Source organism: Paenibacillus swuensis (genome assembly GCF_001644605.1).
GTDB lineage: Bacteria > Bacillota > Bacilli > Paenibacillales > DY6 > Paenibacillus_N > Paenibacillus_N swuensis.
Genome location: NZ_CP011388.1, coordinates 3,024,896 through 3,051,588 on the forward strand (window position 1 = coordinate 3,024,896; position 26,693 = coordinate 3,051,588).

Genomic DNA, 26,693 nt, shown 5'->3' on the forward strand with positions numbered 1-26,693 from the left:
GGTGAGCCTTCATATAATAAACAGATAAGGGAGTAATTGAAATGAAAAAAGAGGTTCGCAAGTTCACGAAATGGATTCCGCTTGCTGTTATAACAACAGTGGTGGCCCTTACGGGCTGCACATCGAACGAAAAAACGGAATCGCCAAGCAGCACAGCCGTTATTCAATCGTTCCCGCTTGAGCAGCCGTTGACATTAAAAGTGTTCACAAGCCGGAATGTCAATTCGGAAAAGCCGTACAATGAGATGAAATTGTTCAAGGATCTGCAGGCCCAAACGAATGTCAACATTGATTGGTCGTATGCATCCGGCCAGGACCTCCAGGAGAAGAAAAACCTCTTATTTGCAAGCAACGATTTGCCGGATGCCTTTTATGGACCTTATACCCTTAGCGTGGACGATTTGCTTAAGTACGGGCAGGAAGGCACATTAATCCCATTGGAAAAGCTGATTGATTCTTACGCGCCTAACATCAAAAAGCTGTTCGAAAAACGGCCGGAGTTCAAAAAAATGGTGACGTCCTCTGACGGGCATATTTATTCACTTCCCATGGCAAATTACACAGCCAAAGGCAATACGGTTCCCGCAGCGATGTATATCAATAAAAAATGGCTGGACAAGTTGAACTTGAAAATGCCAACCACCACAGCCGAACTAGAGCTGGTATTAAAGGCATTTAAGGAGAAAGATCCAAACGGCAATGGGAGGGCCGATGAAATTCCACTCAGCTCGCTGGGAATGCGGCATCATTTCCAAAGTCTGACGCCTCTGGCGTACGCTTTCGGCAAAACGCTGCCAATCAATGGCGGTTTCTGGCATGTAGAAAACGGCAAGGTAAATTTCGCTCCGACGTTATCCGAGAACCTGGACTTTTTCAATTATATAAATCGCATGTACAAAGATGGACTGATTGATAAGGAACTTTTCACACAAAATGAAAAAGCCTATCAAGCCAAGCTACGGGCTAAAGAGCAAATCGTCGGCGTTTGGTTCGGATGGAGCGATTTGGCGACAATGGGCGTCTCGCAATCAGATTATGTCGTTGTGCCCCCGCTTAAAGGGCCAAAGGGTCAGGCGGCATGGCCGCAACAGGACAATAACTACGCCTTCACCGGTTTCCAGATTACGAAAGTGAATAAAGCGCCGGAGGTGACGATGAAATGGGTCGACCTTTCTTATGATCCATTACTCAGCTTCCAGATGATTCAAGGTGCCATCGGTACTACTTGGAAAGACGAGAACGGAACCCTAACGGAGATTCCGGCGCCGCAAGGCTTAAGCCCGATTCAGCACCGATTGACGGATTCTCCGGCCTCATTTGGTTTGGGTGTCGTTCTAGCTAACGATGTGAAAAGCGCCAAGAGCAAAGAAGACCAGGTGAAGGACGAAGTAATCAAGGTCTATGAGTCGGCTTTGATTAAAGAGTGGTATCCCAAATCTGTACTGATGAGTCCGGCAGATTCCGAGAAAAGCAGACAATGGAACGTTGATGTAATGGCAACCAATGCCTATTTGGATCAACAGTTTGCCAAGCTGGTTGTAGAAGACAACCCGCAAGTGACATGGAATGCCATGGTAGCACAATTGAAGAAATACGGCCTTGAAGAGCAAACTACGCTTGCCCAAAAGTATTTTGATGCAGCACGCAAATGAGGTGAAGATTTAATTGCCCAAACAACCTAATATTGTTTTGTTTAACTGCGATGACTTAGGATTTGGCGATCTCGGCTGTTATGGTTCTACCCTGAACGATACGCCGGTCATTGACCGGATGGCAGCGGAAGGGTTGCGGCTAACGAGCTTCTATGTGGCATCTCCCGTGTGTTCGCCTTCAAGAGGGTCGCTCATGACGGGCTGCTATCCGAAGCGCGTGGGCTTTGACCAGTTCGAGGGGAAGGCGGTGTTGTTCCCGGGCCAAGGCGTCGGCCTGAATCCGGAGGAAGTGACCATCGCTAAATTGCTGCAAACGGCAGGATATCATACGTTGCACATCGGGAAATGGCACTGCGGCGATCAGCCGCAGTTCCTCCCAACCCGGCACGGCTTCGACCATTATTATGGTCTTCCTTACAGCAATGATATGGGTATGCAAGCGGGGAGAGTCAACCGTTATCCACCTTTGCCGCTGCTTGCGGACGAAGAAGTGCTGCAGGAGCAGCCTGACCAGGCTTCGCTGGCCGAGCGGTATATGGAGCAGGCGATTCGTTTCATTCGAAAAAGCGGGGAGAGTCCATTCTTTCTTTATTTCGCTCCCTTGCAGGTCCATCTTCCGTTGTATGCGCCAAGTCGATTCGTGCAGCAATCCCGCAACGGCGATTACGGGGCGGCAGTCGCTTGCATCGACTGGTGCATAGAAGTGCTGCTTTCTGAGCTGAAACGGTTGTCGCTGGCTGAGGATACGTTGGTCGTCTTCATGTCAGATAACGGCTCTCGCGGAGATCACGGCGGAAGCAATGCCCCGCTTCGCGGAGCGAAAACCACGACATGGGAGGGGGGGATGCGGGTGCCGTGCATCGCTTACTGGCCAGGCAGGATTCAGCCGGGTAACGTAAGTGATGAGATCGTAGCGGCGCTCGATTGGTACCCGACGTTCGCCAGATTGGCGGGGATTGAGCTGCCGGACCGGACGATTGACGGTTTGGATATAACGGATTTCCTGCTGCAGGTGCCCTCGGTGCCATCGCCCCGCCAAGTGATGTTCTATTACCACAAGGATGCGATTGAAGCGGTTCGGGACGGGAAGTGGAAATTACATGTGGGCAAGATAGGCGAGCCATTCGAGGCGCTATTCGATCTGGAACAGGATACGGGGGAGACGGACAATGTCTGGGAGCTTCACCCGAACGTCGTTGCGCGGTTGAAGCAGCTTATTGCCAAATGCGGTGAAGAGCTTGGAGATCGAGCAGCGGGGTTACCCGGTACGAATATCCGAAAAATCGGACAGGTGGAGCGTCCATCGACGTTAACTCACGTAACAGACGATCATCCTTACATGTGCGCCTTGTATGACAAACCTGAGTTCGGGTAGTGAAGAATTATTGAGTAGTCCATTCGCACTTCTATTCCAAGATAAATGGAGGAACAGTCATGACGAGAAATGGTATTATATCTCAAAAGTCGATTGCGACAGGTTTGGCCCTGTTACTGCTCTGTATCACTCTGCTCACGGGCATGCCGGGCATTGAAACTGTGCATGCGGCAAGCACAACGATTGAAGCTGAGCAGCTGGACGTTACGGTGTCGGTGGGCAGGAGTAACACCGACATCGCCGACAGTCTCAGCAGCGGCGGGTACCTCAACACAACAAACTTGAACGGCGTAGACAAGTATGTCGAGTATAAAGTACCCGTGGCCAGTCCGGGCTCATACACAATCGACCTTCTAGTAAGAAAGATGAAGACCACCGGAGCCTTCCAACTGTCGATCGATGGAGTGAATCAGGGTAATCCGGTCGACAGTTATGCCTCATCCACATCTTACGAAACCTTTCATCTGGAAAATGTGACGTTTGCCACGGCGGGGGACAAGATGTTCCGACTGACAATCGTTGGGAAGAATGCGGCTGCTACCAACTACAACACGGGACTCGATGCGATTGTATTGACGCTCATCCCACCCATCTCGCAGAACTTCGAGACGGGCACCATAAGCGATTTGACCAACCCTTCCGGGGCCAATCATTGGACGTTATCGGGAAATCCCAACGATGGATCCAGTATAATTACGGACAGTTCCAAAGCCAACAGCAAGGTACTGCGCATCTTCAGAACGAATGGCGGTACGACTAACCTGACCTGGCATGCGACGGACACTTCCGCCAAGCTCGCTTTGGACAATACGGTATCAGGTAAGGCTGAAGTTTCCTTCAACATTCGGCAGACGGCGAATGGCGGCCGCAAAGTCACCCGAATCGTAGACAGCAGCGGCCATGTGGCGGCGACCTTGTATTTTAATAATAAGTTCGGTGAAGACATAAACAAAGTCTATCTGAACAGGAATGAATCTTATAACGATTCACAGAATGCTGAGGTGAACGTAGGGGTTCTAGTGCCGTCGTCCTACACGTCCAATCAGTGGATAAAAACAACATTCGAGCTGGATTACGGCGCTAAGACCTACGATGTAACGATTCGGGACACGTTGACGAATGCGGTGATCGACCAGCAAACTGACATCGATTTCTATGACCCGAATGCGTCCAATGTGTCAGCAGTCGAATTCGGCATGTATGCGGCAAGCTACGGGTCCATGTTTGCAGACGATATATACGTCGCATCGCTTGGAACAGGCGGAGTGCCTTCGGCAGACATTACGACCTCTGAGGTGTTGAGACTGACGCTGCAAGGTGGTCAGAATGATCAATACGGTCAGTACCAACCAGCGATTCCGTATATGGACGATCCGATACAGTCCAATCAAGATCTGTTGGACGAGAATGCGGCGGAGCCGCAATATATTCACAATTCGGTTGTCTACGACAATTATGGCGGTATTCGTACCGGAGGAACGATTGATACACCCGGGGGATACTTCCGCACCAAGATGGTAGACGGCAAGCTGTGGCTTGTTACACCGGACGGCAACCGATATTTCTATAAAGCAATGACGACAGCAATGCCCTATAGCTATGTTCCCATATCCAAGACGGACAATATTCCCGCTACTTGGAATACAGCTGGCGAATTGAAACCAGCGTATGTAACAGAAGGGAATTTGGATCGGTATTCACCGGTCATAGCCAATTATATTCGTAGATACGGAGAAACGAATTGGGAAAGCCAATGGTATACAAACACCTACAATCGGTTGAAATCCTGGGGATTTAACGCAATCGGAGATTGGTCGGCACGGTCTGTGATGAAATTCCAGACGTTGGCGCCGGGCATGCCTTACGTACGCACGATCAGACTAGGAGATTCTCCCGTACCGAAAATCGGAAGCAGCATGCCTCAGCAGATTCCGGATCCGTTTGATCCTTTACTGCCGCAATGGATCAAAAATGTAATTGACGGATACATCGCAGAGAATCCAGGACAGGTGACCGACCCTAATCTCATCGCTTATGTCGTTGGTAACGAGATGCTAATCGACGGATGGGCAGATTCGAAACCATATCTCGTCATCGCGGATATCCTTTCCGCTCCAGCGGCAAGACTTGCCAAACAAGACATGGTCGATTGGCTGAAGAATCGGTATAACGATAATTTCACCGCTTTCAACGCTGAGTGGCAGATTGCCAATGTGGCTAGTTTTGACGATGTGCTGAACACCCGCATCTACGGCTTCGATCCCGACATCAAGAGCGCAACGGCTAAGGGGGATATGAAGGCTTATATCCAGCGTTTCGCGAATCAGTTATTTGGAGTGGTAACGGATGCCATCAAAGATAAGGATCCTAATCATATGATCTGGGGCTCACGCTTCGTCGTTTGGCCAGAGGACTTTGTCGTCGAGAGCGCGGCACAATATTTTGACGTTCTTGCGTTCGATATGTATTCCTATAGTACGTATCGAGATAGGTTTGACCATTTCCGCAACTTGATCGAGGCGACGCATCCCGATGTTGGCTTTATTATTTCCGAGTTCGGGATGGAAGATATGAGCCTGCCATTCTATATAACAGCCACGACCTATAATGACATGCGTTTGTTCGCTCCGTTAGAGACTAAGGAGAAACTAGGCGCAACCTATGCCGGCTTTGTTGAGTCATTGGCGGATGCTCCGTATTTCGTCGGATTCAGTTATTTCAAATATTATCCTACTGATGGGATGCAGACATCACTGATTCAGGTTAGCGATCGGTTCGATCCGGAGATTGTCAACCCCGTGAAGAACGCGAACAATCGTTTGGAAGCGATACATGACGGAAGTATCACCTCCATTGCGCCAACGGTATTCCCGGCAGGAGTACTTACCGGCCTTGGCAAAGTACAGGCGAGAATCCCGTACGACATTCCAGCATCCGGAGTTTACGATAAAATTTATCATGGAGCAGGGCTGTTTTTCCCTGAAGATTAGCACTTAACGTTGAAGTAGAAAGAGATTAGGAGTTGTCTTGAAGCCCATGAGAGGCCAGGCAGCTCCTGTCTCATTTTCAGTAGATTATGAATAGGATTGGAATTAACGAACAGAACAGGAGTGATGTGAATGCGTAAATTAACGCAGAATGAGCTGCATCTTTACGAGGAACAGGGATATGTTGTCTTGAAAGATTTTTTTCCCAAGTCCGAGATGAACGTCATGAATGAAGAGATCAACCTATTAGAACAAAGCGGTACGCTTCCGCCTCCCAAAGTAAGCGATCACGAAGGGTTTATATTCGAATTGGCTATGCTCTCCGATAAAACCAGAATGTTTGCCAGCGACGATCGCATACTGAACGTTCTGGAAGATATCGTGTACCCGGGAATTTCTATTTATTCCTCCAAGTTGGTGTCCAAATTACCATATTCGGAAACGGTTTGCCATTGGCATCAGGACGATGCCTATTATCATAAGGTCGGTGAAAGCAAAGTTCGCATGTCCATCTGGGTTCCATTAACAGACGCGACACTTGAGAATGGCTGCATATGGGTTGTGCCGCAAAGCCACAAGCTCGGGTTACAATCCTTTCAAGCTAAGGATTACGGGACTTGCCGACTCGCGCTTGTGGAGGATCAGGTGGATTTATCCCCTGCCATCCCGTTGGAGCTGGAGGCTGGAAATTTGGTGTTGTTCAGCGCGATGCTGTGGCACAGTTCCAAAGGAAATCAAACAGATCAGACTCGTCGGGCGTTTATTGTCTCTTATCAAGAAGCCACCATACTCAAAGGTAATGGCCGGCAGTGGACGATCTTGAGACCCGCCGAGCAATAATAGCGGATTTGGTGCCGCTTGTTTAATGAATACCCACCTCGAATTCCTATGGGCGAACGAAATAACGGAGAAGTTACATTCTGAAGATACGCAAATTTTTTCCGTAAAATACGATGAGCGCTTTTATGCATCTCCATGCGACAATCATATTAGCCTTAAAACCAAAGGAAATGTTATAATTCATGAGTAAACTAACGGATAAATTAACGGAACAAGAAGTGCAATTCTATAAAGAGCAAGGGTACCTTCTGTACAATAATCCTTTATTTTCTGAAGAAAAGTTGCAAGGACTTACTGCTCTGTTTGAAGAACAATTAGCGCAGAAGGGCAGTAAATTATCCGATGAATTAGACACCCCGCATTCCGGGAAGAGCGTCTGCTGGATTAATTGCTAAGCGATGAAGTGCTTGATGTGGTGGAGCAACTGATTGGTCCCAATATCGGACTGTGGTCTTCCCATTTCATCTGTAAAGATCCGTTCGTCGGCCGCAAAACGCCATGGCATGAGGATTCCTCCTACTGGAAAGGCCGTGTAAGCAATTTCGACAACATCATCACGGTTTGGCTGGCGATTGATGATTCCAATAAAGAGAACGGTTGCATGCAGGTCATTCCCGGCTCCCATGCCAACGGATTCTCGGACTATGAGTCTGTCGACGGAGAGAAGATTTTATTTAACACGCAATTCAAGGACGTGGACGTCTCGAAAGCGGTGCATTTCGAGCTGAAGCGCGGCGAATGCTCTCTGCATGATTCCAGAATTATTCACGGGGCAGATGCGAACACCAGTCCGAACCGCCTCTGCGGATACACGATGCCTTATTTTGCAACAAATATTGAGAGTTATCCGGATAAAAATCCGAACTTTAAAGTCTGGCTCGCCCGAGGGAAGGATCTGGCAGGCAACCGATATGTGAATCAGAAGTAGCTAGGAATCTCATGCTGATGAAGGGGGGACAGCTCGGATGGAGCCGAAACGACTGACGAAAGCGCACTTTCTGGGGCGAGACGCTGGAATTGTATAACGTGGTGTTTGCTGAAGAGATTTTGTCCGAGGAGCTTAGGGAAGTGCTGTTTGCTAAGTTCAGGTGGTACAGCGCCTTTGTGGAACCGCTTGAACATCAACGCATATGTGCGGAATTCGAGATGATCGGAACGGAAATGAAAACATTGAGGCTGGGGCACAGCATCATGGTGAAAGGCGCATTGGAGCGGCTGTTGCTGGAGCTGGCCAGACGGGATGATACCTCGGCCTCATCGTTTGAGGTGCTGGTTTCTTCGCATCGCGCGGCGCCTATACGTAAAGCCCTTGTGCACATCCAGCATTACTTCCGGGATGAAATCCGGCTCGAAGACGCGGCGAATCAGGCAAGACTGGCGCCGAACTATTTCAGCGATTGCTTTAAAGAGACGACAGGCGTAAATTTTCAGACGTATGTGCAGAACCTGCGGATCTCATTCGCCCAGTCGTTGCTGCTTGCATCCAAGATCCCGGTAACGGACGTGTGTTAAGCGTCGGGATTTCGAAGTATTGCCCATTTCAATCGCGCGTTCAAAATGAAAACAGGCATTTCGCCAAGACAATATCGGCAACAGGAAATGGTAGTCACGGCAGAGAATTAGTAAATTTAATGCAGTACTGACTAATCAACCCGAGAGACCGACACTTAAAAAGTGTTCGTCTTTCGGGTTTTTGTGTTTTAATCAATCCAGCAAAATGTTGATTAAAAGGAGAAATAAATTTGAAAATAACTCAAATTTCTTGTTACTTGGGCTCGGGCATATTCTATGTGAAGGTGGACACCGATCAAGGGGTTTCAGGGTATGGAGAATGCAGCCGAATGAACAACGAAGCGGTCTTGTCCTTGATACGAACCACGATCGCTCCTGCTGTACTAGGAATGAATGTATTTGATCTGGAGAAGATTGAGGAAAAGGTCATGAAGCACCATTACAAAATATCCGGACAATTGCTCGCTATGGCCTACAGCGGTATCGAAATTGCCTTATGGGACGCCAAAGGAAAGCTATTGCATCAACCGATCTATAATCTGCTTGGCGGCTCCTACAGGAATCGGGCAGAGGCCTACGGCTCAAGCCTTCAACGTGATTTAAGCGTCGTTGAGGAGGCAGAGCGATTGAAAGAAGCTGTTGATACTTTGGGTCTGCGGGCAATTAAGATTAAGACTGGGCCTCGAATGGGAAGAGGTGCTCCTAATCTGAGGGAAGACGCGTATAAGGTAAGAAGTGTTCGAGACGCGCTAGGTTCAGAAATTGACCTTATGATTGACGGAAACTCTTATTATACCTACATGCAGGCTATCCAATTATTTAACATGATTGAAGATTGCAGGCTTTACCACTATGAAGAACCTTGTCCTTATGATGATGTGGAAGCTTACGTAAAGCTGGCCAACCGCTTACCTGTACCCATTCATGTGGGTGAGCAAGATTGGAACTTGTATACATTCCGGGATTTTGTCGCACGCGGCGCTTGCCATTACTATGCTGTCGATGCTGTCAAATGCGGAGGATTTGCAAATGCGATGCGCGCTTCTGTACTGTGCAGGGCATTCGGAATCCAATATGTTCCCCATAACACCTCTCAAGGTATTGGTTTGGCGGCGACCCTGCAACTGGCTGCTACGGTACCTCATTTCGGCGGGTATGTGGAATACCGTATTCTAAGTAAAGACCACGGTTGTGAATATGTTGCAAACAAGTTTCAACTTCAGAACGGCGGATTCGCCATTCCGGACGGACCCGGACTAGGGATCCAGATGGACGAAGAACGGATGGAGAGAGAGTTGGTTAAGGTCGTCTTATGCTAATGGACAAAATCACCCCCTGACTTTATCAGCGGGTGATTTGAACATTTACCTAAGGGTTTACTTGTCTTTCAGTCTAAACCTTGCCTCAAACGTTCGGCCCGCGGCCCCGCTCACGTCAACACTGATCACAAGATGCCTGGCGTGCGCCTCTACATAAACTCCCGTATTCAGGGAGAGGATCATATCAACGGATTCTTCCAGCGTGAGTTCTACAACACCGTGATGGATCTGGGTAGGATCGGAGACCGCTACAGTCAATATATTGTCTTGTTTTCGGATCATCACGGACGCGGGCCCGGAGCAAGCGATCCCTGCAGCACGGCTCACGCCTTTGCCCCAAAAGGTAGCGGCGGTTATACCCAGTTCATGGTGCGCGACAGCGTGCACATCATCCGTGAGCGCAAGAATCTCGACAGGTTGCCGCTGGGCAAACAACTGCATGTCCGAGGGAGTGACCTCGGGCAGTACCGCATAGGCATAGCTTGCTCCTGCGGGATCGGATCCGTGATCAATCCACAGCGTATGATAATTCCTGCGCAGCAACGCTTTGCTCGTCAGGCTTCCCTGATTCACATTATGCCATGAACCGCTGCGTTCCTCGTAAATACCCCATACGCTCGCAGGTTGCAGAAGCATATACCCCGTACCGGTATTTGTTGCCGCATCCCGCTCCAGATGGAACCATCCCCGGTCTGACAAATCGGTTACCGCTCCGGGTTCCGCCAAGATAACATCTCCGTCAGCCAGCATATGCCCGGTTCCATCCGTTCCGCTTTTGCGATTCTCGATAATCGTCTCCGCCTTGCCTGACGGGAGCGTAATATTGGACCCAAGCGCAACCATCTCTTGGTCGAAGAAGAACCAGGATTTCCTTGCCGTGAGCTCGCTGCCCTCCGCACAAAGCTCCAAACCGGATGCGCCGTACGTTCCTTGCAGCGACACGCCGCCCGACCAATGATTGGAGCACTCGAATTCTTTGCCATACAGAACGGAAACGGCTTCCCGGGGACGCGTATCCACCGTAGTTCCAGGCATGCGGTAAGCATCGACGGTCGGCCAATAATCCTCCTCATAGTGCGCCAAGTCGCCGTTATACAGATACAGCATGCCGTCCGCGGTGTACCAGGCTTTCAGGTTTTCCTGATTGATACACTCATATTTCCGGCACCGGGAAGAAGACAGACTTAACCCCCAGGCATACCCCGGCCGATGATGGACAACCCTGTCCATGGATGCGAATACTTTATGCATGCTTCTTTCTTCCAACCGCGGAATCCCCGAGTCACCGGTCAGAGATTGAGCTAATACCGTCAAGGGCAAGGAAGCATTCTCCGCAAAACTTCGATAGGTGTCCCTCTCGATCATGGAGACGGCAAAGCTTCTCAACCGGAGCGCATTCGCTTCTTCCGCAATGATGCTAAGCAGTAAAATCGACGAAAGCACTTCGTGACCGGACAGATGACCGCCGGAATGACGGCGCGAACTTTCCCGCCCCCTCGTCATATCCATCATGGAACCACGGAACAGCAGCGGCGCAAAGGCGGAATCTATCCATCCGACCACAGTGGAAGTGTGCTTCCCGTCAAGCTCCCAACGGCTGCCGTCGAGCAGGAACATCAGCTTCGTCAAGTTGCCAAGCAAGGAGGAACCGTACCCACCCGTATAGGCAAAATAATGATGCTGGATAAAAGAACCATCCGCATAAAATCCGTCGGAGGTTTCCACCGTCGGGAAGACATCGGTCAGCCCTTCCCGGGCCGCTTCCAGCTTCTCCGGCTTGTTCCACAGAATCCCTTGAACGGCGAGAATCATGCATTTCCACACCCGGTTCGCACCGGTCATCACCCGCCCGTCCTTATAATCATAGGTGGGTCCCCAACGGTGGATGGCTTCCATCCAAGTCTGAACTGTCGCAAATGGCAACGAATCATAGAGCAGGGCGCAAATATCGTTGATCTGCAGCGGCATCCCGATTTCCCAGTACCACCATTTCTCCTTGGGGTCCGGATCCGGCTCGGATCTGTGTTCATAGATCCATATCAGCGCTTCCTCAATATCGCTCAACAACACTGGATTTCCTGCCAGCTCCGAGCCTTTCAGCACATAGGCAAGGGCCATTTCCTTGATCCTTCGAAGCGCCGCATGCGTATGATCCGGCAAAGTTAAGGCAAGATCCGGCCAAAGCGATGTCCGGTTAGCCGCCTTGTTCATCCCCTGCCAATGTTGATCGGCAAGGGTGTTAATGGTCTGTATTTTGCCACTAAGTAAAGGATCAGCGTTTTCCTCAGTCCCCCCGGTTAATAACGTATTCCACCGAGCTAACATGGCTTCGTTCCAATTTCGTTCCTCCGTTGTCAGGTTCATGCGGCAAGTTCCTTTCCTGTTCCCAGCTTGTATTGAGCATGATAATGCCTGAATTCTAACATGAATGACGAAGCCTGTCTTGTACAAAAAAAGAGACACTACTCCCTCGTTATGGACATGTGAATAGAGCGCTTTCTAAGGTAAATTGAAGCGAAAGGGAGGTTGCATCATGTCATCGAACAACGCACATACATCCGTTGCTTCGCTTCGGAAGCACGCAGGAACGCAACGTAGTACATCCAACTTTCAAAGAAATCTAAGAAAATACGCCTGGTTCTATATGTTAATCACGCCGGGAATGCTCTACTTTATTCTCTTTCATTACGTACCCATGTGGGGAATCGTGCTTGCATTCAAAGATTACAGCCCGTTCCTCGGCGTAGCGAAGAGTGAGTGGGTAGGCTTGGCTCATTTCAAAGATCTGTTCCTTCACGATACGTTCGGCATGCTGATGAGAAACTCGTTGCTGCTCAGCGCGATGAATATGATTTTGTATTTTCCGTTTGTAATCATACTGGCGTTAATTCTGAATGAAGTGAGACTTCTGGTATACAAAAGGATCGTGCAAACGATTGTTTATATGCCGCATTTCATCTCCTGGGTTATTATCGCCGCGATTACGCTGATGTTCTTCGGACCCTCCGGTGTCATCAATCATTTCCTGGAAAGCTCGGGGGGTAAGGAAGTTCCGTTTCTCGTCAGCAACGAATGGTTCCGGCCGATTATCGTGTTTCAGAGTATTTGGAAAGACGCGGGCTGGGGCACGATCATCTTTCTGGCCGCATTGGCGGGAGTTAATCCAGAGTTATATGAAGCTTCCAAGGTGGACGGCGCGAACCGCTGGCATCGCATCTGGAACATCACACTGCCAAGCTTAAAGAGCACGATTATCATCCTGCTGTTGATTCGTCTGGGGAACGCGCTGGATTCCGATTTCCTGCAAGTGTTCCTGATGGCCAACTCGCTGAATGCCGACGTTTCCGACGTATTTGATCTGTATGTGTATCGCAAAGGGTTAATCGGCGGGGAATTCAGCTTCGGGGTTGCGGTCGGATTGTTCAAATCTGTCATTGGTTTAATTCTGGTGTTATTCGCGAACTGGATGGCCAAATTAGCCGGCGAAGACGGTATATTCTAACTTCAACTGGGAGGGTCTGTGCATCATGAAAGAAAGATTTACGCTGATTGACGGGCTGTTATACGCCTTCCTGGCGGCCTTGTCCCTGCTGGTCATCGTGCCGTTCGGACATTTGCTTGCCGTATCGTTAAGTCCCGCGGAATACAGCTTGGGCGGTAACTTCTTCTTAATACCTAAAGATTTTACGTTGGAGGCTTACAAATACTTGCTGACCAGCTCCGACCGCTTCCTAATCGCCATCAAAAATACGGTATATCTGACCGTGCTGGGAACCATCGTCAATCTGGCGGTATCCATTACACTGGCTTACGGTTTGTCCAAAAAATTCCTGCCCGGCCGCAGCCTCATGCTGCTGCTCATCTTCTTCACGATGATCTTCTCGGCCGGTTTGATCCCGACGTATTTACTTGTTCAGAGCCTGGGGCTTCTGGATACGTATTGGGCGATTATTTTGCCCGGTGCAACGAATGCTTTCACGGTTTTCGTGATGAAGACCTTCTTTCAGGGGCTTCCGGAGAGTCTGGACGAAGCGGCTCGGATCGACGGCGCAGGAGAAGTTCGAATTTTGCTTGCTGTCGTGATTCCGCTCTCCATGCCGATTATAGCCACATTCTCCCTGTTCTTCATGGTGGGTCACTGGAATCAGTTCTTCCAAGCTATTCTCTATATGAGCGACAGTGATAAATGGCCGATTCAAGTGTTGCTGCGGCAAATGATCTTGTCGGCAAATGCCAGCATTGGCGCGGAAGTCAGCTCGGAAGCGATGGAATTCCAAATCGGCAACAACGTGAAGATGGCGGCTGTCATTCTGGCTTTGGTGCCTATCGTGTTGGTGTATCCGTTCCTGCAGAAGTATTTCGCCTCCGGCGCTTTGCTGGGGTCTGTTAAAGAGTAGCAGGGGGGAACCTCCTGATTCTTGGGGATAAGCCGGCATCAGGGCAGCAGGGGAAGTGAACAACCTGATTCTTGGGGATAAGCCGGCATCACGGCAGCAGGGGAAGTGAACAACCTGATTCTTCGGGATAACCCGGCATCTGTGCCGCAATAAAAGTTTTGAGGGAGGTGGTGGGCCCCTTCGCGACAAGTGGGGGAACACGACAGAAAAGTATGATACAATTTCAAGCATATAAAGGGAGGCTCACTTAGACATGAACACAAAGTTCAAGATGAGAATGACTGCGACGGCACTAGCCATGGTCTTGGCCGTATCCGGTTTAGCGGGATGCAGCAGCAACAGCAATGGTAATGGCGCGAACGGGAACAAGAATACAAACTCCGGTACGACTCCGAATGAAGCGGCAACCAACAAACCGGCAGAGCCGGAAGGGCCGTTAAAAATTAAAGCGATGAGCGTTCTGTTCGGAGATGCTCCGGCTATGCCGAACCCAGCTTTGGAAGCGGTTCAAAAAGCGGGTAATGTTGAACTGGACATCGAATATGTGCCAAGTGACGTCTACAATGATAAATTGAATATTGCAATGACGAACAATGAATATGACCTGATCCTATGGGAAAAAGGGAAAGCCGACGAGAAGTTTATCAAATATGCGAAGCAAGGCGCGTTCCATGATGTAAGCGAAATGGTGAAGGGCAAGAACAAGCTGGATGAAATTCCTGCAGCGACGTGGAACTTAACGGCCGTGGACGGCAAGAACTTCGGTATTCCCCGCCCGCGCGCTTCATTCGGTAACGGTGAAAGTAACATCATCATCCGCAAGGATTGGCTGGATCAATACGGTTTACCCGTACCGAAGACGGTGGATGAGCTGACGAACGCTCTGAAAGTGTTCAAAGAGAAAGATCCGGCAGGCGGCGGAAAGACCATACCTTTGAGTCTGTATGGCAGCTGGGCCGGTAATGTGACTTATGACTATGTATTCGGCAACACGACGCCGTTCCGTTTCGCATTCGGTATGCCCGCCGAATGGCGTATCGAAGGGGACAAGGCAGTCCATGAGTCACAGACGCCTGAATACAAGAAGTATCTCGAGTTTGTGAAGACCATGTGGGCGGATAAGCTCATTGATAAAGATGCGGCGATTCTTAAAGGTGACCAGGCTACGAACAAGTTTCAATCCGGCGTGGTTGGCGCAATTGCGAACAACGTACGTATGATCGGTGAACCGGAGATTGAGAAGATTCAGAAGAATGATCCGAAAGCCGAGCTCGCGTTCATTCCGGTGTTGACGGGTCCTGACGGCAAAGCCGGTACAAACCTGACCAGCGGATACTACGGACTGTGGGTTATCCCGTCCAAGGTGGATAAAGAGAAAGCGGAACGTATTGTGGAATTCCTGAATTGGTCGGCAGACGGCAAAGTAAACGGCGATTTGTCGCTGGGCATCAAAGGCATTCACTACTCTGAAGTCAATGTAAAAGACGCGAACGCGGTACCGCCGATTCGTGAGGTGATCCAGACGGATGAGCAGAAAGAGGCGACCAAGAAAGATCGTCCGGACCATTTTATCATTCAAAATCCATTTAGCCCTTATATCAACAACGGACGTTCGTTGGAAGTGGTGAAGCAGCAGCGCGCCTATTTTGACGAGATGAACAAGAAAGAATGGTTAATTCCGAATCCGTTCGACGGCATGTCTTCCGAGACGCTTGCGAAGAACCCGGATAACCGCAAGAAGCTGGACCAAGCGGCGCTGAGATTCGTGCTGGGCGAAGTGCAGTGGGACGGCGTTCAAAAGGAGATCGACGCGTGGGTCAAAGCGTATGGCGAAACGATCGGCAAGGAATACCTGGATCAGTATAACGCGGCACAGAAGTAAATAACGAAGAGGTTAAGCAGGCAATTAGCTGCTTAACCTCTTTTTTGCGTCGTGATCAAGGTTGCATTAAGGCAACATCTTCCGATACTCGCTGGGGCTCATCCCGACTTCGCGCTTGAACGTTTTGTTAAAATGCCGGTAGTTTTCCATCCCTACCCGTTCGGCAATCTCGAAGGTTTTCAGCGCGGTCGTCTCCAGCAGCGCCTTAGCTTTGTTCATCCGCAGCTGTGTGACGTATTGAATGTAGGTGAGACCGCTGAATTTTTTGATCAGATGGCTGAAGTACGGAATGCTGTACCCCGCCCGTGTCGCGGCATCTTCAAGGGAGTAAGGATGGTCTAAATTAAGCTCGATTTCAGCCAGGATATGAAGCAAATGCGCGTCTTCGAGCTTGGTTTCTTTAATCAGATTTTTTAATTTCACCAGGAACGTTTCCACCGCTTCATTCACTTGATGAATGGTCTGGGCGGCATCAATCTGTTTAAGAAGCAAACTCGTTTCCAGGGATATTTCTTTGACGATATTTTCCTGAACTTGCTTGAAAGCGATAAGGGCTTCAACGAAGATACTCTTGATTTGCAAGGGGTCCCACTGCTTCTGTTCGGCTTCCATGACGAGCTGACGCTGACTGGGAGCTCCGCCGCTTTCCCCGGTAGGATAATGGTACAGCGACATTTGTAATTTCTTCACACGGTCTTTACGAACTTCAGGAGCAATCGGCGTATAGCAGAATAAGTCTTCATTCGAGTTCGCGGTCAAGTCCTGATTCTGCTTATAAAAGAAACGGAATTCCGTCCGGTATAAAGCCCGGAGCGAATCCAGCCAAGGCACGGCGGCTCGCTCGGCATCCATGGTGCGGATCGTCGCGCAGAAGACGTTCTTCTTCAGATAGGTCTGAAAAGCTTGGCGAATCGCGGCGATCAGCTCTCCCTCGGCGGAAGGTTTCGTTAATGAGCATATGCCGATGAATTTGCCTTTGTCCAGAGCCACAACCTTGGCCGAACCGTATCGTGACAGTAACTCCTGCAGGACATTCACGCCGGCGAATTGCCAAATGCGAAGCTCTTCGGTTTCCTCCAGCATGAATCGCAGCGAATCCTGATCCAGCTCCACGGCGATCAGCAGCGGCGACTGATTGTCCGTGTCTACACCGCATTCGGCCAGCCTTTCGAGCCACGGCGCCTCCTTGCCGCGGATCAGATCAAGGAACAGGCTGCGGTCCTGATCGAGCTCGCCGGTACGCAGTTGTCTTTCCAGTTCCTGTTGACGCTGTGTACGGGAAGACTCCTTCTTCAGGAGCGAGGCAAGCTCCATTAATCTGCCGATAAACACCTCTTCATTCAACATGCATTCATCTTTAATTAAATAGGAAGCCGCGCCAAGACGAATCGCTTCCTGCGCGTAGTGAAAATCTTGGTGACAAGTAAGAATAATGACCTGCGGCATGGGGAGCCGACCCTCGTCCGCGGCTTTACGCAGCTCGCGAATCAGCTCAAGTCCGCCCATAACAGGCATCGTAATATCGGTAATCACGATGTCGGGCATTTGTTCCAGACAAAGCGCAAGGCCGAGCTTCCCGTTGGACGCCTCCCCGGTAACGCGGAATACTTCCGGGTACTTGCTTACCATACTGTGAAACAGGAGCCGGATCGGCTTCTCATCTTCAATGATAACGACATCTGCACTCATGTTGAGGAAACCTCCTTCTTATGGTGAATACGGTGCAAAGGTAAAATCAGTGTAATCTGTGTTCCCTGACCGGGTTCGCTTTGAATGTCCATGGAGGCTTCTGAACCATAGAGGAGACGAACACGTTCCGCCACATTCTTCAGACCGATATTCTCATCTATATCCGGCCGGTTCAGGTACATTCGAAGCTGTTCCAGCTTATCGGCGCTGATGCCCTCACCGTCATCCGAGATGATGAGCTGCACCGTTTGCCGAACCGGATCCTCCCTGGACATCAGCGTTAACTTGCCTTGCTCCCTTCCTTGCGGGAGAATGCCGTGAAAGAGGGCATTCTCCACCAACGGCTGCAGAAGCAGCTTGGGAATGCTGATGTCGAGCAAGGATTCATCGACGCTCACTTGCCAAGCCAGCTTGTAGCCGTAACGCAGTTCCATCATGTATAGATAATCGCCAAGATACGCGATTTCTTTACGCAAAGCCACGGTCTGCTCATAGTTCTCCATGGAGTATCGCAACAAGGCGAACAGTCTGTTCATGAGTTCCTTAAAGTGCACCGTGTCGTTCATTAAAGCGTAAGCGCTGACCGTGTTCAGACAATTGTAAAGGAAGTGCGGATTGATCTGGGACTGCAGTGCCCGAATTTCGCTTCGCCTTTTCATTTCTTCGGTCGTGCGCAGTTCTTCAATCACCGTGTGCAGCTGATGGGTCATGTTGTTAAGAAAGCCGCCTAATTCCCCGATTTCATTGTTGGGGTAAGTCGGGAAGGACGTTTCCAGATGACCATGTTTAATGTGGGCGATATGCCGTTTCACAGTCTGTAACGGACGATACAGATAGTATCCGAGGCCAATGACGCTGACAACGCCGAGCCCTAGCATCATGAACAGCAAGAGCTTCACGCGCGTTTCCATGACCAGGGTCTTAGCTGTGATCTGAGCGATCGGGATTTCCGACATGACCAGCCAATTGCCAAACGTCGTAGGACGGTACATGGAAATCATGGAGGCATGGTCCGTGAACTGATCCGGTTTACCTTGAGACTCCCAGCGGGTGAGTAACGCCTGCGTGCGTTCTTCGAATTCCGTCTTGTCCATGCTATTGGATGTGGCGATCATCTCGCCCGAGTCGGTAATAATCGATACAGATCCTTGAGGACCCAGGTCAATATGAGAGACAAGCTTCCGCATGGCAAGGTCCGGGATGGTAATAACAAGAACACCGCGGGCTTCGTCATACGAATTATAAGGAACTTTACGCAAATAAAATGTGTTGCCGTTCAGTAAGGGATTGGCATGATTCTGGCTTTTGTCCAAATACGAATTCGCCAAGCCTTGTTCCATGAAATTCTCCACGATACCGCGGAAAGGTGACTGGGCGAGCGGCGTGATATTCTGAAATTTCGTCAAATTCTGCGTGGACCGGGTAGAGGTGAAGATATCGCCGGTAATGTCGGTGTACAAGCTGAGAAACACACCTAAATCTTCAATAACGGTGGTCTCCGCATCCACCGCGTCCGCGATTCGCCTTTTTTGCTCAATATCGTCGAACTGGGTTTGCGCTACCTCCATACGGTCGACGAGGGATAAAAGGCTGTTCTGATAACTAAACTGCTTGATGCGGGAAAAGGCGCTGTCCATGCGCTCGCCGACCTGGGAAACGACCTGATAATTCACTTTATTGACTTCCGCTTCGAGAATGGATTTCGAGGATTGTATCGATAACAGTGCGAGCAGAAAGAGCGGGACGATGCATACCAGAAGCATGATCATGACCGTGCGAACGTAAAAGCTTTTTTTGAGAAACATCCAAAAGGGTGTCTGCATAGGGTTCCCTTCCATTTCGTCAGGTGGATTGACCGGGCTGATTGTCTGTGTTCATGATCTAATTGTAAAGGATTTCACGGCCAGTGAACATGACGGATCCGAGGTGAAAAAAAGACACACTTTTTCCGCTAAAAAAAGATACACCGGTTCGGCTTATACTTAAATGGCTAGGGAAGGAGCGAGTGGGTGTGAACTATCGACAGCTGCGCAAGGATCATACATTTACGAAACCGCTTATAAGTGACGAGGAATTCTTTATGGAGGTGCTTGATTCAGGGAGGCCGGGCCTGGAGGTTGTTCAGGCTTGTATCCAGGAGCAGAATTGGCCGCGCGCCAGAAGTGCTTATTTGGATTACGTGGAGGCGACGAGCAGGGAAAGGTATTTTTTTGGAAATCAGGATGTGCCGGGGTTGGCCGCGTTTATTCATGATCAATACCAACCGGAAGCGTACGAGCCGATCCTCGCTGAAGCCAAACGTGTGGTTGACCTGGATATCCCTCTGTATGGGAGCAAAAGAATGAAGTTCGAGCCCGGCGCCGTCGATTGGAACGGTTCGTTTCATGATTCTTCCCAGCACCAGTTGTTTCTCACGAGGTTCGGTTATGTGCTGCCGCTTGCCCGCGCTTATTTGCTGACGGGGGACGAGGCTTATGCCATGTGCTATAACGATTTAATGGCTTCGTTCATTGCGGAGTGTCCGGTTCCGAAGGACGACACCTTCCTTGTGGAGCATTGCTCTTGGGAGCCGCTTACGACGGGGATCCGGATGTTCATGTGGCCTGAAGCGTTTATCATCTTTCTGAGTTCGGAATCGTTCCTTCCAGAGGTGCGGATGACGGTGATTAAGTCGTTTTATGAGCACGCCGACTACATCGCCCGTTATCATACGAAGCACGGCAATCATGCCACGATGCAGCTGCGGGGATTGTTTTATACGTCTTTGCTGTTTCCTGAGTTTAAGGCTTCGGCGGGGTGGCGCACGTATACGCTAGAGGTATTTCCCGGTTATATTATGCAAAATGTGTACGAAGACGGCATCCAATTCGAAGCCAGTCCGACGTATCATATGACGGTGCTCCGGGATGTCATGGAGTTCGTCGAGCTGTGCAAGCGGCATAATCTCCGCCAGGGCGAGGGCTTGGTGATCGTGCTGGAGAAGATGCTGGAAGCGGTCATGCATCTCCGGACACCGGCGGGCGAGCTGCCCCGCTTCGGCGACACGGACGTGATCGGCGGCGCGCAGCTGACGTCCGTGATGAGCAACGGCGCGCGTCTGTTCGGCCGCGCCGATTTCAAGGCCTTCGGCGAAGCCAAGCTGCCGGTTCTGACCGCCCTGCGGGTCGGTCCGGAGGAAGCGGCGCGCTACGCCGCGATGGAGGCACGGCCGCCGGAGGCGCTGGCGGCCGTGTATGCGCAGGGCGGCTATATGCTCGCCCGCGGGGGTTGGGATCCGCAGGCGATGTATGTCGCCATGCGGTCGGGCGGCGGCGTCGGCGGGCATGTGCATGCCGACGCGCTCAGCTTGGTGATCAGCGCGTTCGGCCGCGAGCTGCTCGTGGATTCGGGCAAGGGCGTCTATGAATGGGACGCCGTGCGGAAGTACATCATCTCGACCCGCGCGCATAACACCGTGGTCGTGGACGGGCAGAACCAGTACGTGCGGAACCTGCACTGGGATTCATCCGTCGGCGCGCCGGCCAAGGTCTGGGACCACAGGAGCAATGAGAGGTACGAGTTCTTCTTCGCGAGTCATTACGGGTACACGCGGTACGATGATCCGGTCATCCACTCCCGCAAAGTATTGTTCGTCAAGAACCGCTACTGTGTCGTCATGGATATCATGCAGGCGGAGAAGCCGCATACGTATGAGCTCTATTACCATTTGCCTCCCGGAGACGTTGGAACCAGCGCTTGTTTAAAGCGGATTCACACCTTGGCTGAGGGACAGGCTAATGTCATGCTTCTGCGCGCGGATGGAGGAGATCAAGTGAATGCTACGCTGGAGAGCGGGCTGTTCTATTATGATCAGACGTATTCTCCGAAGCCTGTTGTGAAGTATACGCAGTTGGCCGGACATGCGACATTCGTAACCGTGCTCATTCCTTACGAGGATCGCAAACCGGAGGTCGCGGAGGTGCGCACGCTGGGAGCGCTTGTGGGCGGAAGAGAGGCTAAGCCATGGGAGGTTACAGCGCTGGAAGTGGAGTTGGACGGTGAAACGGAACGGATCTGCGTCAATCACTTATCCGTGAAAGCGGAGAGCTTTCTGGATGCGACCGGGAATCCGGTGGCCGCGGATTTGATCCCGGATAAGAGGGACTCGGTTGAAGTAGAGTTTGAGGGTATGCGATTTGCTACCGATGTTGTACTTTTGTGATTGACGCGAGTTGAACATGAGAAAAAGAAACACATTACCGTGGAATAAAACATGGGACTCTTCCCGCGCTTAAGATATGCTGAACATGCTTAGATCGTTAAGCATGTTCTCATTTCCGGGAAAGAAATGTTCGGATCTCTAATAAGTCGGGCCAAACGTTTCAAAATGTGTAATCGCTTACAAATTTAATCATTATTGGGGGGACGATTTGTGATTGTAGTTAAGTCTTATCGGATTTCGTTGGTACTTTGCGCGCTGCTGGTTATTTCATTATTGTCATTAGCACAACGTGTATTCGCCGAAAACATTCAATATCCGGCGGATGCGGGCGTCATTGATGTAACGAAAGCGCCGTATCTCGCGGACCCTACCGGGGCCGTGGATGCCACTGCCGCTATACAGAAAGCTATAACCGATGCCCGGGGAAATTTACGGGCCCGGACGATTTATTTCCCGAACGGGACGTACAAGGTTAGCGATACATTAATTATGGGAACGGATAAGGATGCACACCGAGGGATGATCTTGCAAGGTCAGAGCCGCAACGGCGCCGTCATCAAGCTTATCAACAACGCGCCCGGATACGGGAATTCCGCACAACCGAAGGTGCTGATTAATTCCAGCCGATCCAAGGATAACTGGGCCAACAGCAACTTCAATCTCAGCGTCATGAATATGACATTGGATGTTGGCGCGGGCAACCCCGGCGCGGTAGGGCTTGTCTATATCGCATCGAACGAGGGGACAGTTCGGGACGTACTGATTCAGTCGAGCGATCCTGCCGGAGCGGGTTATATCGGCTTCGATGAATCCCTTGAGAAGATTCCGGGTCCCGCCTTCATTAAACGGCTGGAGGTTAGGGGCTTCGATTACGGAATCAAGACCGCCTCGCAACAATACAGCACAACCATGGAAGACGTTACGCTGAAACAACAGCATATCGCGGGGATTTATAATGCTTCCCATACGCTGAACATCCGGAAGCTGAACAGTATTAACTCGGTGCCTGCAATTGTGCAGGCTGAGGATTCCCTTGCGCAGCTGCCCGACGGGCAATACGCGATGGAAGGACCGGGGATGATTTCCCTGATTGACAGCCAGTTAACCGGCGGATCGTCTGCTGTGCCGGCTGTGGACATTCGCAGCGGCCATTTGTTCGCGCGGCAAGTGCTGACATCAGGCTACAAGTCCGTTATCAAGGACCACGGCGTAGAAGTAGCGGCAACAGGTAACGTGGACGAATACGTGACGGGCGGTATCGTTCACGCGACATCATTTCAGAAGAATTCGCTGAATCTGGAAATCAAAGAGACACCGGAACCGGCGTGGCCCGATCCAGCTACCTGGGTGAGTGTGCGCACTTACGGCGCGAAGGCGGACAGCCTGACCGATAATACGGCCGCCATTCAGGCCGCGATGAATTCCGGCGCGGAAACCATCTATTTCCCGAATACTTCCGCGGATGAAGCTTCGGCTCGCTATAACGTCAGCGATACCATCACCATCCCGGCAAAAGTGAAGCGAATTGTAGGGATGTTTTCAATCCTGACACCGACAGGAACGCTGAAAACGACAGTCGGCAAGCCCATGTTCAAGCTGGAGGACGGTCCCCATGAGATCGTGCTTATCGAAGGACTGCGGACAACCGTGAATAACGTGCATTCCTATTTTATTGAAAATAAGAGAAACAAAACATTGGTTATGCGCGATATGGCCATCCGGGCTGGATACGCTTACCGGAATTCGGGTACGGGAGACCTGTATCTGGAGAATTTCCACACCCTGGCGAATTTCAATCCGCCTATAGCGAATCCTGAGCCCGGTCTAATCTTTAAAAACCAGAATGTTTGGGCTCGCCAGTTTAATCCGGAAGTTTCCTCGCCGGAAGTGATTAACGAAGGCAGCCGCCTGTGGATTCTCGGGATGAAGACCGAGTACGAAACCACATTGATTGAAACCCGGGACAGCGGCAAGACCGAGCTTATCGGCTGTCTGAGCGCGACCGTAAAATCGACGGGGAAAGCGCCGGCTTTCATCACGACGGACAGTGAATTCTCCGCGGCGGGTTGTTCGGAGACGCGGAATACGGCGAGCAACGGTGTATTCGAATGGATCGCTCAAGAGAATCGAAACGGTGTGACGCGCAACGTCTACGCGAATGATGTTCCATTCCACCGCGCTGCGCAGGATCCTTCGGCCAGAGCTTTTGCCATTCCGCTCTATACCGCCTATGGTCCCATGGATATTCTAAAGGAAATCAAGGTAGACGGTATACCTGTTACATTCAACGGTGAATCCCATCTTACGGTTACTCTGCCTTCGGGCACGACCAACGTTCCGACGGTAGTCGGCATAGCCGCGGACCCGGCTGCGCAAGTCCATGTTTATCCGGCTGCTTCCGTGCCCGGATTGACGCTCATTTCTGTTCAAGGAACAGGTGCCGATGCAACGCTCCGCTGGTATCAAGTGAAGTTTGTAACCAAAGACGATGTGTTCGCGACATGGATTGATGAAGCGGATAACGATGATCAAGTCTATTCGAAATCAGCGAATATGGTAAATACACCGGTGGACTCCAGACGGGTTTACGGCGATCTGTTCCGTTGGGTGTCAGACGGTAAACAGGCGGGGAACGCCAACCTGGTATATCGCGCACCCAAAGGTACCATAGAGCGTGTACAGGTGGAGACATACGAGCTGATTAGTTCGGCGGCCGCATCCGGTTTGCGCATGTCCGTTGCCAAAGACGGCACATCCTATCAACCGCTGGCTGTCCAAAGAAGGGTGTTGTCCGTTACCGAGGGCATGAGCCGCGTATTGTATACGGCGACTGCGCCATCCGTAACGGAATCCACTTATCTCGGTCTAAACTGGTATGCCGAGCAGACGGAGGGTATGCCGAGGATGCAAATCGGCCGCGTCAGCTTCGACTATGACGTCGATGCTGTGGTGCTGTCGCCTGCGGCGAATCAAGTATACTTGGACCCGGCTCATGTGGATTTCAGCATCTACACGTCCGATTCTTCGGGCATTAAGAACATTGAAATCTATGCAGGATCCACTTTGCTGGGTGAGGCGACAAATGCCGGTGACAGTGTTTACAACTTCCGTTGGTCGCAGCCTCCGGGTGGCGATTACAGCTTGCAGGTGAAGATTACCGCAGGCTCCGGACGTATCATCTATGCCGATCCGGTCCGGATTTCTGTGAAGAATCGGATTGAACCCGGCGCGCCGGTTCCGATTATTGACAGCTCCCCGGTGGATGGTTATATCTCCTACGTGGACGGAACGAATAATCCGACGAATACAGGCAGATTAAACGGCTATTTACGTTTAAAGCCTGACGGTACGTTCGCAGGGGCGGACGGCGCTGTGGTGAAAGCGGAGAATACGCTTGTTTACGAAGCGAACAAGACCTACAAAGTGCGGACTCAGCTGAATCTCGGAACGAAGAAATACAGCCTCTGGGTAACGCCAACCGGCGGACAGGAAGTACAGATTGCCAATAATTACACCATGAATACTTCTGGCTGGGGCATCAATTATGTACGCCGCATGGTGAATAAGTCGAATGCGGACGGCGAATTCAAGGTTGAGAATCATAAGATCTGGTCGGACGGGGCACCGAATCCGGTTACAACGCCAATCTTGTACAGCTCCGGGTCTTGGGGAGCAGGGCTAGCGACAACCGACTTGGTATCCACAAACTATACTTACATCGGCAACGTATATACGTCCTATAATCTGACACCTCGTCCCGTGGAGAAAAGTAATAGTGTGCTGTATGACTTGGGCGTTGTGAGACAGATGAACGGTATCGGTGTGGTATGGAAGAACGGTGCATCGGCCTCCAATCCGTTTACAGTGGAAGTATCGACGGACGGAGTGAATTGGACTCCAGTATTTAAAGGCAAGAACAGCGGGAAGACGACGAATGAAGAAGTGTACCACTTCAGCAACGTGTCCGCATCCAAGGTACGTGTGTTAAACGCACAAGGTGTGCTTTCCGCGGTCATGTACGGCTATGAACCTACGTTGGATGCGCGTTTGCAGGAAATAAGAGTGGACGGGGTGAGCATGAAAGGCTTCTCCCCGGAGAACACAACGTATCATGTCGGCGTATCTCCCCATGTTACTGCAATGCCTACGGTCACTGGCGTTACTTATGCCGTCTATGGCAAAGCTGCCGCAACTGTCAATGCAGGCGCAGCGGTTCCGGGAGAGTTGAACATTCGAGTTGTCACGGACGGCGGTGTGAAACGTACCTACACGTTACATGTAAGTTCAACATGGAGTCCCGGTTCCAAGATCGAGGCCAGCGACGTTACTTCCGACAGTGTCAAGCTTCAATGGCCGGTCCCTGTCGGCAGCGCACCGGTCGCAGCCTATCGATTGTATCAGAATGATGCTTTACTCACGACGGTGACAGGCAACGTATATGAATTGAAGGGATTACAAGCAGCGACAACACATCAGTTCCGCATTGAAGCTATGGATGTTCACGGGAATGCGCACGGATTTCTGATCGGCGAAGCTGCAACGTTGAAGGGTGTGCCTTATTGGCAGCAAGGTAGCGCGCTAACAATTGTGTCTCCCGCCAAAAAAACCGCTGTGCTTCAATGGCCTCAGGCCGCGAGTGTAAAGCCGATTGCCGGGTATCTGATTTACCGAGACAATCAGGTGATCGCCAAAGTGCCGGGACATGTTCAACGATGGGAAACTAAATCGTTGGATACAGGGAAATCCTATAAATTTGGGATTGTTGCTGTGGACCACAGCGGCGGCATGAGTGAACCGTTAATCGGGAACATCACGATAAAATGAAGAAAACAAAGGAGG

17 protein-coding genes are annotated in these 26,693 nt (G+C 50.7%); 14 read left to right on the plus strand and 3 right to left on the minus strand.

All coding sequences use genetic code 11. The annotated features are described in order from the left end of the window. Positions 1-41 precede the first annotated feature (41 nt). The 9 genes from SY83_RS13325 to SY83_RS13355 all read left to right on the plus strand — a co-directional run bounded on the left by SY83_RS13325 (position 42) and on the right by SY83_RS13355 (position 9,685). Positions 42-1,652: an extracellular solute-binding protein gene (locus tag SY83_RS13325; RefSeq protein ID WP_068607246.1), complete on the plus strand. Its 1,611-nt coding sequence runs from the start codon at positions 42-44 to the stop codon at positions 1,650-1,652. 13 nt (positions 1,653-1,665) lie between these two features. Next, entirely contained in the window at positions 1,666-3,027 is a 1,362-nt protein-coding gene (locus SY83_RS13330; RefSeq protein ID WP_068607248.1) for a sulfatase family protein, read from the plus strand. A 59-nt stretch (positions 3,028-3,086) separates the two neighbouring features. Beyond that, complete coding sequence (locus SY83_RS13335) at positions 3,087-6,017, plus strand: carbohydrate-binding protein (protein WP_068607251.1); 2,931 nt, start codon at positions 3,087-3,089, stop codon at positions 6,015-6,017. A 129-nt stretch (positions 6,018-6,146) separates the two neighbouring features. Then, positions 6,147-6,854: a phytanoyl-CoA dioxygenase family protein gene (locus SY83_RS13340; RefSeq protein WP_068607253.1), complete on the plus strand. Its 708-nt coding sequence runs from the start codon at positions 6,147-6,149 to the stop codon at positions 6,852-6,854. Positions 6,855-7,036: 182 nt separating this feature from the next. Continuing rightward, a complete protein-coding gene (locus SY83_RS23575; RefSeq protein ID WP_231891250.1) occupies positions 7,037-7,249 on the plus strand; it encodes a phytanoyl-CoA dioxygenase family protein in 213 nt (70 codons plus the stop codon). Beyond that, positions 7,243-7,782, plus strand: a complete 540-nt coding sequence (locus SY83_RS13345; RefSeq protein ID WP_231891251.1) for a phytanoyl-CoA dioxygenase family protein — start codon at positions 7,243-7,245, stop codon at positions 7,780-7,782. The genes SY83_RS23575 and SY83_RS13345 overlap by 7 nt, the downstream gene beginning before the upstream one ends. An 89-nt stretch (positions 7,783-7,871) precedes the next feature. Further along, positions 7,872-8,366 carry a helix-turn-helix transcriptional regulator gene (locus tag SY83_RS13350; RefSeq protein WP_157279860.1) on the plus strand — a complete coding sequence of 165 codons (495 nt, stop codon included), beginning with the start codon at positions 7,872-7,874 and terminating at the stop codon, positions 8,364-8,366. 18 nt (positions 8,367-8,384) lie between these two features. Next, positions 8,385-8,477 carry a hypothetical protein gene (locus tag SY83_RS23805; RefSeq protein ID WP_157279941.1) on the plus strand — a complete coding sequence of 31 codons (93 nt, stop codon included), beginning with the start codon at positions 8,385-8,387 and terminating at the stop codon, positions 8,475-8,477. 119 nt (positions 8,478-8,596) lie between these two features. Next, positions 8,597-9,685 (plus strand): mandelate racemase/muconate lactonizing enzyme family protein, encoded by a 1,089-nt coding sequence (locus SY83_RS13355; RefSeq protein WP_068607256.1) that lies wholly within the window; start codon positions 8,597-8,599, stop codon positions 9,683-9,685. A gap of 57 nt (positions 9,686-9,742) precedes the next feature. Here the strand turns inward: SY83_RS13355 and SY83_RS13360 are convergent, their stop codons facing one another. Then, positions 9,743-12,049 (minus strand): polysaccharide lyase 8 family protein, encoded by a 2,307-nt coding sequence (locus SY83_RS13360; protein ID WP_068607258.1) that lies wholly within the window; start codon positions 12,047-12,049, stop codon positions 9,743-9,745. A 169-nt stretch (positions 12,050-12,218) separates the two neighbouring features. On the opposite strand from SY83_RS13360, the gene SY83_RS13365 reads away from it, so the two are divergent. From SY83_RS13365 to SY83_RS13375, 3 genes are all read left to right on the plus strand, one after another. Then, a complete protein-coding gene (locus SY83_RS13365) occupies positions 12,219-13,187 on the plus strand; it encodes an ABC transporter permease (RefSeq protein ID WP_068607260.1) in 969 nt (322 codons plus the stop codon). Between the two features lie 25 nt (positions 13,188-13,212). Continuing rightward, on the plus strand, positions 13,213-14,082 hold the full coding sequence (locus SY83_RS13370; RefSeq protein WP_082882520.1) for a carbohydrate ABC transporter permease: 870 nt from the start codon (positions 13,213-13,215) through the stop codon (positions 14,080-14,082). A gap of 253 nt (positions 14,083-14,335) precedes the next feature. Then, entirely contained in the window at positions 14,336-15,964 is a 1,629-nt protein-coding gene (locus SY83_RS13375; RefSeq protein WP_068607262.1) for an extracellular solute-binding protein, read from the plus strand. 66 nt (positions 15,965-16,030) lie between these two features. Here the strand turns inward: SY83_RS13375 and SY83_RS13380 are convergent, their stop codons facing one another. Together SY83_RS13380 and SY83_RS13385 are read right to left on the minus strand one after the other, a co-directional pair. After that, positions 16,031-17,653, minus strand: coding sequence for a helix-turn-helix domain-containing protein (locus tag SY83_RS13380; RefSeq protein WP_068607264.1), 1,623 nt, complete (start codon positions 17,651-17,653; stop codon positions 16,031-16,033). Next, positions 17,650-19,476: a cache domain-containing sensor histidine kinase gene (locus tag SY83_RS13385; protein ID WP_068607265.1), complete on the minus strand. Its 1,827-nt coding sequence runs from the start codon at positions 19,474-19,476 to the stop codon at positions 17,650-17,652. Before SY83_RS13385 ends, SY83_RS13380 begins: the two co-directional genes overlap by 4 nt. 188 nt (positions 19,477-19,664) lie before the next feature. On the opposite strand from SY83_RS13385, the gene SY83_RS13390 reads away from it, so the two are divergent. Together SY83_RS13390 and SY83_RS13395 are read left to right on the plus strand one after the other, a co-directional pair. After that, on the plus strand, positions 19,665-21,854 hold the full coding sequence (locus tag SY83_RS13390) for an alginate lyase family protein (protein ID WP_068607266.1): 2,190 nt from the start codon (positions 19,665-19,667) through the stop codon (positions 21,852-21,854). A 210-nt stretch (positions 21,855-22,064) separates the two neighbouring features. Further along, complete coding sequence (locus tag SY83_RS13395; RefSeq protein WP_068607268.1) at positions 22,065-26,678, plus strand: glycosyl hydrolase family 28-related protein; 4,614 nt, start codon at positions 22,065-22,067, stop codon at positions 26,676-26,678. Positions 26,679-26,693 lie beyond the last annotated feature (15 nt).